Annotated in this window: 22 protein-coding genes; 8 read left to right on the top strand and 14 right to left on the bottom strand. The window is 60.6% G+C overall.

Going from position 1 to position 14,218, the window contains the following annotated elements; all coding sequences use genetic code 11:
- Positions 1-143 precede the first annotated feature (143 nt).
- From AC1RTQ_RS22915 to AC1RTQ_RS22885, 7 genes are read left to right on the top strand one after another with little or no spacing between them, the layout of a single operon-like run.
- On the top strand, positions 144-896 hold the full coding sequence (locus tag AC1RTQ_RS22915; RefSeq protein ID WP_409811623.1) for a hypothetical protein: 753 nt from the start codon (positions 144-146) through the stop codon (positions 894-896).
- A complete protein-coding gene (locus AC1RTQ_RS22910; RefSeq protein WP_114865000.1) occupies positions 893-1,258 on the top strand; it encodes a FliM/FliN family flagellar motor switch protein in 366 nt (121 codons plus the stop codon). The genes AC1RTQ_RS22915 and AC1RTQ_RS22910 overlap by 4 nt, the downstream gene beginning before the upstream one ends.
- Before the next feature lie 16 nt (positions 1,259-1,274).
- The gene (gene fliP, locus AC1RTQ_RS22905) at positions 1,275-2,042 is read left to right on the top strand and encodes a flagellar type III secretion system pore protein FliP (protein ID WP_492879158.1); all 768 of its coding nucleotides are present in this window, start codon (positions 1,275-1,277) and stop codon (positions 2,040-2,042) included.
- Between the two features lie 4 nt (positions 2,043-2,046).
- Positions 2,047-2,316 (top strand): flagellar biosynthesis protein FliQ, encoded by a 270-nt coding sequence (gene fliQ, locus AC1RTQ_RS22900; RefSeq protein WP_003081826.1) that lies wholly within the window; start codon positions 2,047-2,049, stop codon positions 2,314-2,316.
- Positions 2,317-2,324: 8 nt separating this feature from the next.
- On the top strand, positions 2,325-3,101 hold the full coding sequence (locus tag AC1RTQ_RS22895) for a flagellar biosynthetic protein FliR (RefSeq protein ID WP_492879155.1): 777 nt from the start codon (positions 2,325-2,327) through the stop codon (positions 3,099-3,101).
- A 4-nt stretch (positions 3,102-3,105) separates the two neighbouring features.
- Positions 3,106-4,245, top strand: coding sequence for a flagellar type III secretion system protein FlhB (flhB, locus tag AC1RTQ_RS22890; RefSeq protein ID WP_492879153.1), 1,140 nt, complete (start codon positions 3,106-3,108; stop codon positions 4,243-4,245).
- Positions 4,242-6,341: a flagellar biosynthesis protein FlhA gene (locus AC1RTQ_RS22885; RefSeq protein ID WP_302092927.1), complete on the top strand. Its 2,100-nt coding sequence runs from the start codon at positions 4,242-4,244 to the stop codon at positions 6,339-6,341. Before flhB ends, AC1RTQ_RS22885 begins: the two co-directional genes overlap by 4 nt.
- A gap of 148 nt (positions 6,342-6,489) precedes the next feature.
- On the opposite strand, the gene AC1RTQ_RS22880 is transcribed toward AC1RTQ_RS22885, so the two are convergent.
- Complete coding sequence (locus tag AC1RTQ_RS22880; protein WP_492879151.1) at positions 6,490-7,248, bottom strand: hypothetical protein; 759 nt, start codon at positions 7,246-7,248, stop codon at positions 6,490-6,492.
- A gap of 203 nt (positions 7,249-7,451) precedes the next feature.
- On the opposite strand from AC1RTQ_RS22880, the gene AC1RTQ_RS22875 reads away from it, so the two are divergent.
- The gene (locus AC1RTQ_RS22875; RefSeq protein WP_492879149.1) at positions 7,452-8,033 is read left to right on the top strand and encodes a hypothetical protein; all 582 of its coding nucleotides are present in this window, start codon (positions 7,452-7,454) and stop codon (positions 8,031-8,033) included.
- 60 nt (positions 8,034-8,093) lie between these two features.
- On the opposite strand, the gene AC1RTQ_RS22870 is transcribed toward AC1RTQ_RS22875, so the two are convergent.
- The 13 genes from AC1RTQ_RS22870 to AC1RTQ_RS22810 all read right to left on the bottom strand — a co-directional run.
- Entirely contained in the window at positions 8,094-8,603 is a 510-nt protein-coding gene (locus AC1RTQ_RS22870; protein ID WP_302092924.1) for a peroxiredoxin, read from the bottom strand.
- Positions 8,604-8,719: 116 nt separating this feature from the next.
- The gene (gene rpsQ, locus AC1RTQ_RS22865) at positions 8,720-8,989 is read right to left on the bottom strand and encodes a 30S ribosomal protein S17 (protein ID WP_003059401.1); all 270 of its coding nucleotides are present in this window, start codon (positions 8,987-8,989) and stop codon (positions 8,720-8,722) included.
- 9 nt (positions 8,990-8,998) lie between these two features.
- Positions 8,999-9,196 carry a 50S ribosomal protein L29 gene (gene rpmC / locus AC1RTQ_RS22860; protein WP_003059403.1) on the bottom strand — a complete coding sequence of 66 codons (198 nt, stop codon included), beginning with the start codon at positions 9,194-9,196 and terminating at the stop codon, positions 8,999-9,001.
- A 10-nt stretch (positions 9,197-9,206) separates the two neighbouring features.
- Positions 9,207-9,623, bottom strand: coding sequence for a 50S ribosomal protein L16 (gene rplP, locus AC1RTQ_RS22855; protein WP_003059405.1), 417 nt, complete (start codon positions 9,621-9,623; stop codon positions 9,207-9,209).
- A gap of 2 nt (positions 9,624-9,625) precedes the next feature.
- On the bottom strand, positions 9,626-10,495 hold the full coding sequence (gene rpsC, locus AC1RTQ_RS22850) for a 30S ribosomal protein S3 (protein ID WP_003059406.1): 870 nt from the start codon (positions 10,493-10,495) through the stop codon (positions 9,626-9,628).
- A 16-nt stretch (positions 10,496-10,511) separates the two neighbouring features.
- Positions 10,512-10,844, bottom strand: a complete 333-nt coding sequence (gene rplV / locus AC1RTQ_RS22845) for a 50S ribosomal protein L22 (protein WP_053284304.1) — start codon at positions 10,842-10,844, stop codon at positions 10,512-10,514.
- 10 nt (positions 10,845-10,854) lie between these two features.
- Entirely contained in the window at positions 10,855-11,130 is a 276-nt protein-coding gene (rpsS, locus tag AC1RTQ_RS22840; RefSeq protein WP_003059413.1) for a 30S ribosomal protein S19, read from the bottom strand.
- Between the two features lie 10 nt (positions 11,131-11,140).
- Complete coding sequence (gene rplB, locus AC1RTQ_RS22835) at positions 11,141-11,965, bottom strand: 50S ribosomal protein L2 (RefSeq protein WP_003059414.1); 825 nt, start codon at positions 11,963-11,965, stop codon at positions 11,141-11,143.
- A gap of 2 nt (positions 11,966-11,967) precedes the next feature.
- Positions 11,968-12,282: a 50S ribosomal protein L23 gene (gene rplW, locus AC1RTQ_RS22830; protein ID WP_003059415.1), complete on the bottom strand. Its 315-nt coding sequence runs from the start codon at positions 12,280-12,282 to the stop codon at positions 11,968-11,970.
- Positions 12,279-12,902: a 50S ribosomal protein L4 gene (gene rplD / locus AC1RTQ_RS22825; RefSeq protein WP_003059416.1), complete on the bottom strand. Its 624-nt coding sequence runs from the start codon at positions 12,900-12,902 to the stop codon at positions 12,279-12,281. Before rplD ends, rplW begins: the two co-directional genes overlap by 4 nt.
- Positions 12,902-13,576, bottom strand: coding sequence for a 50S ribosomal protein L3 (rplC, locus tag AC1RTQ_RS22820; protein WP_003059417.1), 675 nt, complete (start codon positions 13,574-13,576; stop codon positions 12,902-12,904). Before rplC ends, rplD begins: the two co-directional genes overlap by 1 nt.
- 200 nt (positions 13,577-13,776) lie before the next feature.
- On the bottom strand, positions 13,777-14,088 hold the full coding sequence (rpsJ, locus tag AC1RTQ_RS22815; RefSeq protein WP_003059431.1) for a 30S ribosomal protein S10: 312 nt from the start codon (positions 14,086-14,088) through the stop codon (positions 13,777-13,779).
- A 25-nt stretch (positions 14,089-14,113) separates the two neighbouring features.
- Positions 14,114-14,218, bottom strand: a 105-nt coding sequence (locus AC1RTQ_RS22810) for an EF-Tu C-terminal domain-related protein (RefSeq protein WP_492878984.1), incomplete at its 5' end; no start/stop codon positions are given.

Genomic DNA, 14,218 nt, shown 5'->3' with positions numbered 1-14,218 from the left:
GTTGCACGAACAGTATACTATTCACAATTGATACAAATTTTATCGATTTAGCAACTCGTTCAGGCTTCATAGAGAAATTGCCGAAATTCGCGCAAAATCCCGCCACCTCGCCACCAAAACAACAAGCGAAAAAGATATCTACTGTGCAGAACGCAAAAACCCTGGACCCGGTCATGCTGGGACGACCGGTGCAAGCCTTCGACCAGTTGGCCGCGCTGCTCGCCCGCCAGGTGGAAACGCAGATGCAGCAAACCGGCCATCGCCCGGTAGCCATGCGTATCGAACACGCTCACTTCACGCCGCTGCGTGCTGCGGCTCCGGCTCAGCCGCAGATCACCCTGACCCGCGCCACCGTGCAGGCGCACATGGCTGCACGCTACGGCTTCGCGCAGGACGACATGGCCCCGGCGCCCGACGACCAGCCCGCCAGCCCGACCGAGCAGCGCATTGCCACCGCCTTGCACGATGCGGTGCGCCGCGCCACCCAGACCACGCTGATGCCGGCCGCAACGGCTCAGCCCCTCATCACGGCCAGCACCTGGCAATGGCAAGCCCAGATCCAGGTCGCGGACAGTGCCTGGCAACCGTTGAACATCGCGCTGGACACCGCTTGCTGTCAGGCGCTGGAGCAACAGGTGTTGCAGCTGCGACGCACTCGCCCCGCACCCACCCCGGCCACGCCCAAGCCGGCAGCGCCGCTGCACATCCAGCTGACCGCTCGGCTGCTGGAAAAAACCGTCTCCACCGCCGATGTGCAGGCCCTGCGCACCGGCAGCGTGCTGCCGATTGCCCTGGGCACCACCACGGTGCTGATCAATGGCGAAGCCCTGCTTGCGGCCACCGTGACCGAACACCAGGGCAAGCTGCACCTGACGGCCTTTGAGACTTTGGAATGAACACGATGGACCTTCACACCGATATGGACCTGCAGGATCTGCTGGACAGCAATGCACAAGCCCCTGCCGCCGATACCCCTGCGCCAGCGCTCAGCCCCGCCGAACCCGAGCGTCTGTCGCCGTTTTTGCACCGCATCCCCGTCACGCTGACGCTGGAAGCCGGCTCCGCCCGGATCACCCTGCAGGAACTGGCCGATCTGGGCCCCGACAGCGTGGTGCCGCTGGACACCGTGGTGGGCGAGCCGCTGACCATCAAGGTCAATGGCTCGGCCATCGGCAAGGGGGAGGTGGTGGTCTGCGGCGAGGCATACGGACTCAAGGTCCTGGAGCTGAGTGCCAATCTGCCTGCACTGAGCCACTGATCCACAGATTTCCAGCATGCAACAACACATGCACAGGGCGCTTCGCGCCCTCGTTTTTTTGAGTCTGGTCAGCGGTCTATGGCTTTGCGTGAGCCACGCCCAGGCCGCCAATATCCCGCTGCTGGAAAGCCAGCAAAGCCACGGGGTGACACAGCTGTCGATCAAGACGGAAATCTTCATCCTCATGACGCTGCTGGGCCTGCTGCCCATGATGGCCTTGATGATGACCACCTTCACGCGCTTCATCATCGTACTGGCTCTGCTGCGCTCCGCACTTGGCCTGCAGCAAGGCCTGCCCACGCGCGTGCTGACCGGAGTTGCGCTGATCCTCACCCTGCTGGTGATGCGCCCGGTGGGCGAGCGCCTGTGGACCGAGGCCTTCGAGCCCTATGAAAAAGACCAGATCGGCTTGATGGAAGCGCTGCGCCGCGCCGAAAAACCGATGTCGGACTTTTTGCTGGCCCAGACCCACGAGGCCGCACTCAAGCAGGTCAGCGCCCTGGCCAAGGAAGGCCCGGTGGCCAGCCCGCAGGACCACGCCTTCACCGTCAAGGTGGCGGCCTTTGTACTCAGCGAGCTCAAGACCGCGTTCATGATCGGCTGCGTGCTGTTCATTCCGTTTCTGGTGATCGACCTGGTGGTCTCGTCGGTGCTCATGGCCATGGGCATGATGATGCTGTCGCCGCTCGTGATTTCGCTGCCCTTCAAGATTTTGCTGTTCGTGCTGGTGGACGGCTGGTCGCTCACAGTCAACACGCTGGTCACCAGCGTCCAGGGGCTGTAGCAGCATGACGCCCGACATCGCCGTGGACCTGATGCTGCAGGCCATCCAGCTGGTGCTGGTCATCGTGGCCGTGCTCGTGGTGCCAGGCCTGCTGGTCGGCCTGTTGGTGAGCCTGTTTCAGGCCGCCACGCAGATCAACGAGCAGACGCTGAGCTTTCTACCCCGCCTCATGGTCACCTTGCTGGCCTTGGCACTGAGCGCGCGCTGGTTGGTCACCCAGCTCATGGATTTTTGCGTGCGCTTTTTCCAATACGCCAGCACGCTGCTGGGCTGAGCCTGAACATGGAGCAAGGCCTTTATCCGTATCTGCAGCAATGGCTGCAGCCGCTGTGGTGGCCGTTCGTGCGCACCATGGCGCTGCTGTCCTTCGCCCCGATTTTTGGTGACCCTACCGTGCCCCAGCGGGTGCGCGTCATCATCGCCATGGTGCTGGCCGTAGTCATGCTGCCCAGCGTCGCCCCCCATGTCTCGGCGGTGGAGGCGTTTTCGCTGCACGCCGTGGCGCTGACGCTGGAGCAGATCGCCATCGGCGCGGTGCTGGGAATAGGCCTGCAATTTGCCACCACGGCGCTCAGCATTTTTGGCTACCTGAGCGCTTCGCAGACCAGCCTGGCCATGGCCATGCTCAACGACCCCGTGCATGGCAGCTCCTCGGACGCGCTCTCGGTGCTGGCACTGCTAATGGGCATGCTGCTGTTTTTCGCCCTCGACGTGCACCTGCTGCTGGCCGGCATTCTGGCCGCCAGTTTCGACGCCTGGCCCGTGGGCCAGAGCCTGAGCCGCCTGCAGCTGCAAACCGTGGCCTACAACATGGGCTGGGTGTTTGCCGCGGCCTTTTTGCTGGCCACGCCCATCATCTTTGCCGCCATGCTGGTGCAGTTGGGCTTTGGCTTCATGGCCCGCATCTCGCCCAGCCTCAATATTTTTGCGTTGGGCTTTTCGGTGGTCACACTGTTCGGCCTGGCCATGCTGGCCTTCATGCTGCGCCACATCCCTGCGCACTATCTGCAGATGACGCGCCGCGCGCTCGATATGCTGACGCAGCTCATGAAGGGCTGACATCGTGGCCGACAGTGCTGGCGACAAGTCCGAAAACGCCTCGGACCACAAGCTGCGCAAATCGCGCGAGGAAGGCCAGGTGGCGCGCTCGCGCGATCTGGCCACGGCCGTGGGCCTGGTGGCCACGCTGCAGGTGACGGCACTTTTCATGCCCGACTATCTGCGCAAATTCCACGCCCTGTTCCAGCGCGGGCTCGACGACACCTCGGGCCCCGGCGCCCTCAACAACATCGTGGGCGCGGTCTGGGCCGACGCCGGCTGGCTGTTCGCCCAGATGCTGCTGCCCCTGTTCATCACGCCGCTGCTGGTGGCCGTGGCCTCGCTGGTGCCCGGTGGCTGGCTGCTGTCGGCCAAGAATCTGCAACCCAAGTTCAGCCGCCTGAGCCCCCAGCAGAACCTGTCCAAGTTCTTCAAGGCCAAGCATTACGGCGACCTGGTCATGTCGGTGCTCAAGGTCTCAGCCGTGGCCGCCGTGGTCTACGCCTACTGCAAGGCCAATGTGCGCCACTTCACGGCACTGCCATCGATGACGCTGGATCTGGCGGTGCGCGAGGGCATACATCTGTTTCTATCGGGCGTGATGTCCATCGTGGTGATCTTCATCATCCTGGCCCTGATCGACGTGCCGCTGCAGCGCTTTTTCTTTCTGCGCGGCCAGCGCATGAGCAAGCAGGAAGTCAAGGAAGAGCACAAGAGCAACGAAGGCCGGCCCGAGGTCAAGAGCCGCATCCGCCAGATCCAGCGACAGCTGGCGCGGCGCAGCGTGCGTGCCACCGTGCCCCAGGCCGATGCCGTCATCGTCAACCCAGAGCACTACGCCGTGGCCGTGCGCTACGACTCGCAGCGCGCCGAAGCCCCCTATGTCATCGCCAAGGGCGTGGACGAGATGGCCTTCTACATCCGCGACATTGCCACCCGCCACCAGGTGGAGGTAGTCAGCCTGCCGCCGCTGGCGCGAGCCATTTACCACACCAGCCAGGTGAACCAGCAAATCCCCTCGGCGCTCTACCAAAGCGTCGCCCAGGTGCTGCACTACGTGCTGCAGATCAAGGCTTTCCGCCAGGGCCGACGCCCGGGCCGCCCCGATCTACCGCGCGAGCTGGATATACCCGCCGAACTGTCCGACCCCCAACCCGCCCCATGAAGTACCTCACCGAACTGCGCCAGGCGCTTTCCCGCCACCAGTGGGCCGTGCCCGTGTTTCTGCTGGCCTTGCTGGCCATGATCATGCTGCCGCTGCCGCCGCTGGCGCTGGACATCTTCTTCACCTTCAACATCGTGGTGTCGCTGGTGGTGGTTCTGGTGGCCGTGGGGGTCAAGCGGCCGCTGGACTTTTCCATCTTTCCCACCGTCATCCTGGCCACCACGCTGATGCGCCTGGGCCTGACCGTGGCCTCCACGCGCGTGGTGCTGCTGCACGGCCAGAACGGCCCGGATGCGGCCGGCCATGTGATCGAGTCCTTCGGCAACGTGGTGATCGGCGGCAATTTCGTCGTAGGCCTGGTAGTGTTCGTCATCCTGATGATCATCAACTTCGTGGTGGTGACCAAGGGCGCAGAACGCATTTCCGAGGTCTCGGCCCGCTTCACGCTGGACGCGCTGCCCGGCAAGCAGATGGCCATCGATGCCGACCTGAATGCCGGTCTCATCAATCAGCAGCAGGCTCAGACGCGCCGCCGTGACGTAGCGACCGAGGCCGACTTCTACGGCGCCATGGACGGCGCCTCCAAGTTCGTGCGCGGCGATGCCATCGCCTCCATCCTGATTCTGGTCATCAACCTGATCGGCGGCGTCGCCATCGGCTCGCTGATGCACGACCTGCCGCTGGGCGAGTCCTTCCGTCTCTACGCACTGCTGACCATCGGCGACGGCCTGGTCTCCCAGATTCCGGCCCTGCTGCTGTCGGCAGCCTCGGCCGTGATCGTCACCCGCATCAGCGACGCCGATGCGGGTGAATTCCCCGACCAAGTGCGCCAGCAACTGCTGGCCAAGCCCACGGTGCTGTACAGCGCTGCCGTGGTGATGCTGGTGCTGGGCCTGATTCCCGGCATGCCCTGGCTGCCCTTCCTGGCTTTTGCCAGCGTGCTGGTGCTGGGCGGCTGGGTCATGGCCAAGCAACCAGCCAGGCCTCTGCCCGCCCAGGATGAAATGGTCTTGCTGCAGACCGTGACCGCAGCCGCTGCCCAGGACTTTGGCTGGCACAGCCTGCCGATCACCGAACAGTTGTCGGTACGCGTGGGCTACCGCCTGGTCGGCCAACTGGACCCGGCTCAGGGCGCACCTCTGGCCGTGCGCCTGCGCGGCGTGCGCCAGACCATCAGCGAAGCCATGGGTTTTGTCCTGCCCCCTGTGCATGTGCGCGATGACCTGACGCTGCCGCCCAACCAGTACACCGTGCTCATCAACGACACCGTGGTGGCCAAGGCCGAGGTGCATGCCGACCGGCTGATGGCCATTCCCTCGCCCCATGTCTACGGTCAGCTTGACGGGATCCCCGGCATCGAGCCCGCCTACCAACTGCCCGTGACCTGGATCGAACCCAAAGACAAGGCCCATGCCCTGGGCATGGGCTACCAGGTGGCGGACTGCGTGAGCATCGTCGCCACCCACCTCACACGCGTGGTGCGCAGCCATCTGGACGAGCTGATCCGCTTCGAGGACGTGCACGCCATGGGCGAACGCCTTACGGCCTTGTCGCCCAAGCTGGCCGCCGCGCTGGAAAAAGCCTGCCCCGCGCCGCTGCAGCACACGGTGTACAAGCAGCTGCTGCGCGAGGGTGTTTCGCTCAAGGACATCGTGCTGATCGCCACCGCCCTGGTGGACAGCGCCGAAGCCACCAAGGACCCCATCCTGCTGGCCGCCGAGGTGCGCTGCGCGCTGCGCCGCCAGATCGTCAACTCCACCGTGGGATCGGTGCCCGAGATCCAGGCCTTCACTCTGGGCAACAGCCTGGAGCAGCTGCTGCTGGGCGCGCTGAACACCGCACGCCACACCAACAAGAAGGTCGCGCTGGATAACTTCCCGGTGGATCCGAATCTGCTGGGCCAGTTGCAGGAGCACATGAGTCATGCGCGCGATCTGATGAAACAGCAGGCCACGGCACCGGTGCTGCTGGTCACCCCCCAGCTGCGCCCCCTGCTGGCGCGCTACGCACGCCTGTTTGCCCAAGGTCTGCAGGTGCTGTCCTTCAACGAGGTACCGGAGGGCAAGGAATTGAAGGTGCTAGGGACAGTTGGCTAAAAGAGGAGCATACAGCGCAATAGCTACAATTGTTTCAGCATGAAAAGCCATTGAAATCGATGCCTAAAAAGCGGTATATGCTATATTTTCTATAGCAATCGATACATCCAGGCATCGCACTCATGAATACCATGCCCGCACCAGCGGACTACAGGGGCTGTGCCAGCTCGCCCGCCCCAAATGGCACAGTATCTAGAGCTTGCCCGGGCAGATAACGCCGCGCCATCCAGCCTGGCAGATGCACCTGCATCTGATCGCTCCCCTGAAGCAGGGCCAGCAGTGGCGTACCGGCGCGCACATAGGCCACCTGGCGCACGCGTGTCGGGTCCGGCCAATCGGCCAGAGGAATGATCAGGACATCGATATGCCGCAGGTCCTCGTCCTCGTAGAGCAGCCGTTCGAACAGATCCGGGCGCAGCGCCATCTGCCGCACATGGGCCATATCGCGCTCGGGACTGCCTCCCTCTTGCGCCACATATTGGGCAAAGCGCGCCAGCAGGTCCTTCTGGAACTCGGCGGCGCTGCGGCGCACGTTCAGAAAGCGCATGCCCGCACCCTGCTCGCGCAGCATCTGGCGCGTGGGTGCCACGGTGGCATTCGTGCCCACCTCTACCTGCAACTGCAGGTAGGCAAATTGCGCTTGTGAGGTGCGTGCCACCATGCGCCAGTGCTGTAACTCGTCGAGCGCATCGCGAATACCAAAAAGCGCCAGCAGCCCCATACCGGAGCGCGGCGCTCTGGCATCCATAGCCCGGTTGTGAAATGGAATCGAGCTCGCAACCACCTGCAGACCATGCCCTTCATCGTACACACGCTCCGCCCCAACCACGGGTTGCAGATGCTTGCCATGCAGGCGAAACAGGCTGAGCAATGTGAGCTGGACACGAGACGAAACGGTATGGGACATAGGTGCGGGAAACGTCTACATCGGGGGTGGGTGAATCAATGGCGTGACATACAGTATATTCACAATGCTAAATTTCACACCAAGATTCCTTCTATTCTGTCGTTTCTGCACGCATTGCGTCAGCCGAACAGGGTCGCCATGACGTCACTTGAGCAGCAGGCACCTGAACAAGCCTAAACTGCAACAATCTCACCCTTCACACCATGATCCCTTCCAACCGCCCCGTCCTAGGCCGTGATCTGGATGCTGTCCGTCAGGAGTTCGGCTTGCTGACCAACGACATCATCTGGGTACTCAGCATGTCGATCACACGTTGGATGCAGGTGGTGCGTCAGGCACCGGATGAGCCCGTCAAAGATCCTACCCTGGCCTTGCTGGTGCGCTTTCTGGCTCAGCACCCGGAACTGGCCGTGATCCCCAAACAGCCCACTGCGCCCGAGATGCTGGCCTTCATGAGCGAGATTGCCGATATTGAGCCCAAGCGCTTTGCCACCTATTTCGGTGCCGAAAGCTCTGCCGCCTATCGCTGGATGCGGCCCGATGCCCGACCGTCATCCACCGTCACACGGCTCATGCACTTTCTGAAGACTGCTTTGCTGATGCAGGACGCAGCAGGACGCACCCAGTTGCTGGAAGATTGGCGCAAGACAGTAGCCCAGGAAGCACGCAATCGGGGCGTGGACGACGTGTTCAAGACCGGACGCTGGACCACGCCCATTCTCGACAACGGCGCACCGTCCTCCCCTCTCAAGCGCCCTGCAGCCCCCGTCGACGCCGAAGACTAAGACAAAAAACGCCGCAAAAGCGGCGTTTTTGGAGCAGGCTTCGTACAGCCGATCAGAGACTTAACCCTGCTTGGCCTGAGCCAGCATGGTGCCGGCATCGCTGACTTCAAACTTGCCGGGAGCTTCCACGTTCAGGGTCGCAACCTTGCCGTCCTTGACCAGCATCGAGAAGCGATTGGCGCGCAGGCCCAGGCCCTTGCCGTTCAGGTCCAGCGTCAGGCCGGTCGCCTTGGCAAAGGCCGCATCGCCGTCGGCAATCATGCGCACCTTGCCAGCCACCTTCTGATCGCGGCCCCAGGCGCCCATCACGAAAGCATCGTTCACGGCCAGGCACCAGATTTCATCGACGCCAGCAGCCTTGAGCTCTTCGGCCTTGGCCACATAGCCTGGCAGGTGCTTTTCGGAGCAGGTGGGCGTAAAAGCGCCGGGCACAGCAAACACGGCAATAGTCTTGCCGGCCAGAGCCTCGGGCAACTTCACGGGGTTGGGACCAAGGCTGCAGCCATTGCCTTCCACTTCCACATATTCCATCAAGGTCACTGCGGGCAGGGCATCACCAACTTTAATCATGACTATCTCCTTTGTTGCAAAGCACGGACCGCATTCTTGGCGGCCCAAATAAAAAAACGACCCACAGCATTGTGGGTCGTTTTCAAGGGCTTTGCAGCCGGCGGGCCTGGTTAGGCTTACACCAGAGCAGCCTTTTGAACCAAGCGGGTAGCAACCCAGTTCTTGGTCTTGGAGAGAGGACGGCTCTCGGTGATTTCAACCACGTCGCCCAGCTTGTACTCACCTTGCTCGTCATGAGCGTGGTACTTGCTCGACTTGATCATGATCTTGTCGTAGATGGGGTGCTTGACGCGGCGTTCCACCAGAACGGTCACAGTCTTGGCACGCTTGTCGCTGACCACCTTGCCAATCAAGGTGCGCTTGAGGGATGTTTTAGCTTCCGTCATGTCGGCTCCTTACTTGGCGGCTTGCTTTTCAGCAAGGATGGTCTTGGCACGAGCGATGTCACGGCGTGTAGCCTTGATGGTCGCAGTGTTGCCCAGTTGTTGCGTGGCCTTTTGCATGCGCAGACCGAAGTGAGCCTTTTGCAGGGACTTCACTTCAGCTTCCAGACCAGCCACGTCTTTTTGGCGGAGTTCAGCAGATTTCGTCATGTTGATCTCCTTAAGCACCAATGTGACGGGACACGAAGGTCGTGCGCAGAGGCAGCTTTGCAGCAGCCAGGCGGAACGCTTCACGGGCCAGCTCTTCAGGTACACCCACGATTTCGTAGATCACCTTGCCGGGCTGGATTTCGGCCACGTAGTACTCGGGGTTACCCTTACCGTTACCCATACGCACTTCGGCGGGCTTGGTAGAGATGGGCTTGTCCGGGAACACGCGGATCCAGATACGACCACCACGCTTGACGTGACGGGAAATTGCACGACGTGCAGCTTCGATCTGGCGTGCGGTCAGACGACCACGGTCAGTAGACTTCAAACCGAAATCGCCGAAGGCAACGGAGTTGCCACGGGTAGCGATGCCGGTGTTGCGGCCTTTTTGTTCCTTACGGAACTTGCGGCGTGCAGGTTGCAGCATGTTTATTCTCCTTTACCGTCCGCTGCTGTAGCGGGCGCGTCGGCCTTACGAACGCGCTTAACGGAATCAGCACCAGCGCCAGCAGGCTTGTCGCTGCCATCGGCAGGAGCGGCATTGGTGCCTGCGGGACGACGGCCACCACGGCCAGCGCCATCACGGCCATCACGGCGACCGTCACGACGAGGACCACGAGGACGACGTTCGTCTTCAGGACGGGGCGTTTCCACGGCGGGCAGATCGTTACGGCCCAGGGTGTCACCCTTGTAGACCCAGACCTTCACGCCGATGATGCCGTAAGTCGTCTTGGCTTCGGAGAAGCCGTAGTCGATGTCGGCACGCAGAGTGTGCAGAGGCACGCGGCCTTCGCGGTACCACTCGGTACGAGCGATTTCGATACCGTTCAGACGACCGGAAGACATGATCTTGATGCCTTGAGCACCCAGACGCATGGCGTTCTGCATGGCACGCTTCATGGCGCGGCGGAACATGATGCGCTTTTCCAGCTGTTGGCAGATGGAGTCAGCGATCAGCTTGGCATCGATTTCAGGCTTGCGCACTTCTTCGATGTTCACAGCCACGGGCACGCCCAGGCGAGCAGCGAGTTCCTTCTTCAGGGCCTCGATGTCTTCACCCTTCTTGCCGATCACCACGCCCGGACGAGCCGAGAAAATGGTGATGCGGGCGTTCTTGGCAGGACGCTCGATCAGAACGCGAGCCACGGCAGCGTTCTTCAGCTTGGCCTTCAGGTACTCGCGCACCTTGATGTCTTCGGCCAGCATGCCGGCGAAGTCACGGTTGCTAGCGTACCAGCGGCTTGCCCAGTTGCGGCTCACCGCCAGACGGAAGCCGGTAGGATGGATTTTCTGTCCCATATTCTTCCTTAAGGCCTCAGTTACCCACTGTCACATAGATGTGGCAGGTAGGCTTGCTGATGCGGTTGCCACGGCCCTTGGCGCGAGCAGTAAAACGCTTGAGCGTAGTGCCTTGCTCGACGTAGATGGTCTTGACCTTCAGTTCGTCGATATCGGCGCCGTCGTTGTGCTCAGCGTTGGCGATAGCGGATTCCAGAACCTTCTTCAAGATCACAGCAGCTTTTTTCTGTGTGAACTGGAGAATGTTCAGAGCTTGATCCACCTTCTTGCCGCGGATCAGATCCGCGACCAGGCGACCCTTGTCAACAGACAGGCGGACGCCACGGAGAACAGCACGTGTTTCAGACATGTTCTATTCCTTACTTCTTGGCTTTCTTGTCCGCAGGGTGACCCTTGAAGGTACGAGTCAGCGCGAATTCACCCAGCTTGTGGCCAACCATCTGGTCAGTCACATAAACCGGCACGTGTTGCTTGCCGTTGTGCACGGCGATGGTCAGACCGATGAACTCGGGCAGGACCATGGAGCGACGCGACCAAGTCTTCACTGGCTTCTTATCCTTGGTGGCGATGGCCTTTTCGACCTTAGCCAGCAAGTGATGGTCAACAAACGGACCCTTTTTAAGAGAACGAGTCATTTGCTACCCCTTACTTCTTACGGCGCGACACGATCATTGTCTGTGTGCGCTTGTTGTTACGGGTACGGTAGCCCTTCGTCAGATTGCCCCATGGGTCAACTGGGTGACGGCCTTCACCGGTCTTACCTTCACCACCACCGTGCGGGTGGTCGACAGGGTTCATGACCGTACCGCGGACGGTAGGACGAATACCCATCCAACGCTTCACACCGGCCTTGCCCAGACGGCGCAGGCTGTGTTCTTCGTTGGCAACTTCACCGATGGTGGCGCGGCACTCAATGTGCACCTTGCGGACTTCGCCCGAACGCATACGCACTTGAGCGTAGATGCCTTCGCGAGCCAGCAGAGTGGCGGAGGTACCAGCCGAGCGAGCGATCTGAGCACCGGCACCGATCTTCAGTTCGATGCAGTGGATGGTCGAGCCCACGGGGATGTTGCGGATAGGCAGGGTGTTGCCCACGCGGATAGGAGCTTCGGAGCCGCTGATGATGGTAGCGCCGACTTCCAGGTTGCGAGGAGCAATGACGTAGCGACGCTCGCCGTCTGCATAGCACACCAGAGCGATGTGGGCAGTACGGTTGGGGTCGTATTCAATGCGTTCAACCTTGGCGGGGATACCGTCCTTGTTGCGCTTGAAGTCCACCACACGGTAGTGGTGCTTGTGACCACCGCCCTTGTGGCGAGTTGTGATGTGACCGTTGTTATTACGACCGGCCTTCTGGAATTGAGCTTCCAGCAGGGGGGCAAAGCCCTCACCCTTGTGCAGGTGGTCGCGAGTAACCTTCACCGCGCCGCGTTGGCCGGGGGTCGTAGGTTTGAGCTTGATAACAGCCATGATTACGCAGCCTCCCCAGACAGGTTCAGCTCTTGACCGGGCTTGAGCATCACGTAAGCCTTGCGCACATTGTCGCGACGGCCCACGGTCTTGCCAAAGCGCTTGGTCTTGCCCTTGGTGTTCACCACAGACACACCAGCCACTTCAACCTTGAACATCAATTCCACAGCGGCCTTGATTTCGGGCTTGGTAGCGTTCTGCAGCACCTTGAATGTCACAGCATTGGACTTTTCAGCAACCAGAGTGGCCTTTTCGGACACGATGGGAGCGACCAGTACTTGCATCAGACGACCTTCGTCAAACTTGGTAGTGCTCATGCGAACATCTCCTTGAGTTTGTCGATCGCACCCTTGGTGACGAGCACTTTCTTGTAGTGCACCAGCGACACGGGGTCTGCATAGCGCGGCTCAACCACGAACACGTTCTTCAGATTGCGGGATGCCAGGTACAGGTTCTCGTCGATTTCTTCAGCGATCACCATCACCGACGAAGACAGGTTCATAGCCTTGAACTTGTCTGCCAGCACCTTGGTCTTGGGGGTATCCAGCGTCAGGGATTCCACAACTGCCAGACGGCCTTCGCGGGCCAGCTGAGACAGGATGGCAGTCATACCGGCGCGGTACATCTTCTTGTTGATCTTCTGCGAGAAGTTTTCTTCGGGCAGATTGGGGAAGATGCGACCGCCGCCACGCCACAGAGGCGAGGAGGACATACCAGCACGTGCACGGCCTGTACCCTTTTGCTTGAAAGGCTTGGCGGTGGTGTGACGCACTTGTTCACGGTCCTTCTGGGCGCGAGTGCCTTGACGTGCGTTGGCACGGTAGGCAGTCACCAGCTGGTGGACCAGATCTTCGTTGAATTCACGACCGAACACAGTCTCGGGAGCTTCCACCTTGGAAGCGGCCTGGCCTTGTTCATTCAGGAGTTCGAGCTGCATTAGTTCGCTCCTTTGGAAGCTTTAGCCTTGATCGCGGGGCGCACGGAAACGAAGCCGCCCTTGGCACCAGGAATGGCACCCTTGATCAACAGCAGTTGGCGTGCTTCGTCGATACGAACCACGTCGAGGTTTTGAGTAGTGACGGTTTCGTCGCCCATGTGGCCAGTCATACGCTTACCGGGGAACACGCGACCGGGGTCTTGTGCCATACCGATAGAACCGGGAACATTGTGCGAACGGCTGTTACCGTGCGAAGCGCGCTGCGAACTGAAGTTGTGGCGCTTGATCGTGCCGGCGTAACCCTTACCGATGGAGGTGCCTTGCACGTCCACCTTCTGGCCAACGCTGAACAGCTCTGCCACAGGCAGAACGGCACCAGCGGCATACTTGCCAGCGGTTTCATCAGTCACGCGGAATTCACGGGTCACTTCACCGGCTTCGACACCCGCCTTGGCGAGGTGGCCGGCTTGAGGCTTGGTCACGCGAGAAGCCTTGCGTGCACCGAAAGTGACCTGCAGGGCCACATAGCCATCGTTCTCTTGGGTTTTGACCTGAGTCACTCGGTTGTTAGAAACATCCACCACTGTGACAGGCACTGCGTCCCCATCATCAGTGAACAGACGCATCATGCCCACCTTGCGACCCAGCAACCCCAGGGAGTTGCTCAGACTCATTTGTTTGCTCCAAAACTTTTGCCGCTGAAACTGCAATTGGCCCAGCGTTGTGCCTTAGCAATCATGCATAGCACACAAAAGAAGGTTAATAAAACTTCGCATCAAAAGCGAAGCTCCAAATTTTAACGCGAACTGCTTTTTCAAGCAAGTTCGCGTTAAACAAAGACCCTTAAAAGCCTCTTGCGAGGCTTCCAAAACTCTTATTGCAGTTTGATCTCGACGTCCACACCTGCGGGCAGGTCCAGCTTCATCAGAGCGTCAACAGTCTTGTCAGTCGGGTCCACGATGTCCATCAGACGCTGGTGCGTACGGATTTCGAACTGGTCACGGCTGGTCTTGTTGACGTGAGGCGAACGCAGGATGTCGAAGCGCTTCATGCGTGTCGGCAGGGGCACGGGACCCTTGACGATGGCGCCGGTGCGCTTGGCGGTATCAACGATTTCAGCTGCAGACTGGTCGATCAGCTTGTAATCGAAAGCCTTCAGACGGATGCGGATTTTTTGCTTAGACATTGTTAATTCCTAGCTTTTCTAAGAATTAGGCAATGATCGTGGCAACCACACCAGCGCCCACAGTACGACCACCTTCGCGGATAGCGAAACGCAGACCTTCTTCCATGGCGATGGGGGAGATCAGCTTCAC

It is taken from the genome of Comamonas sp. GW821-FHT11H03 (genome assembly GCF_058807955.1).
The sequence above is the reverse complement of the archived record's forward strand: the minus strand, read 5'-3'. Positions and strand labels throughout refer to the sequence as shown.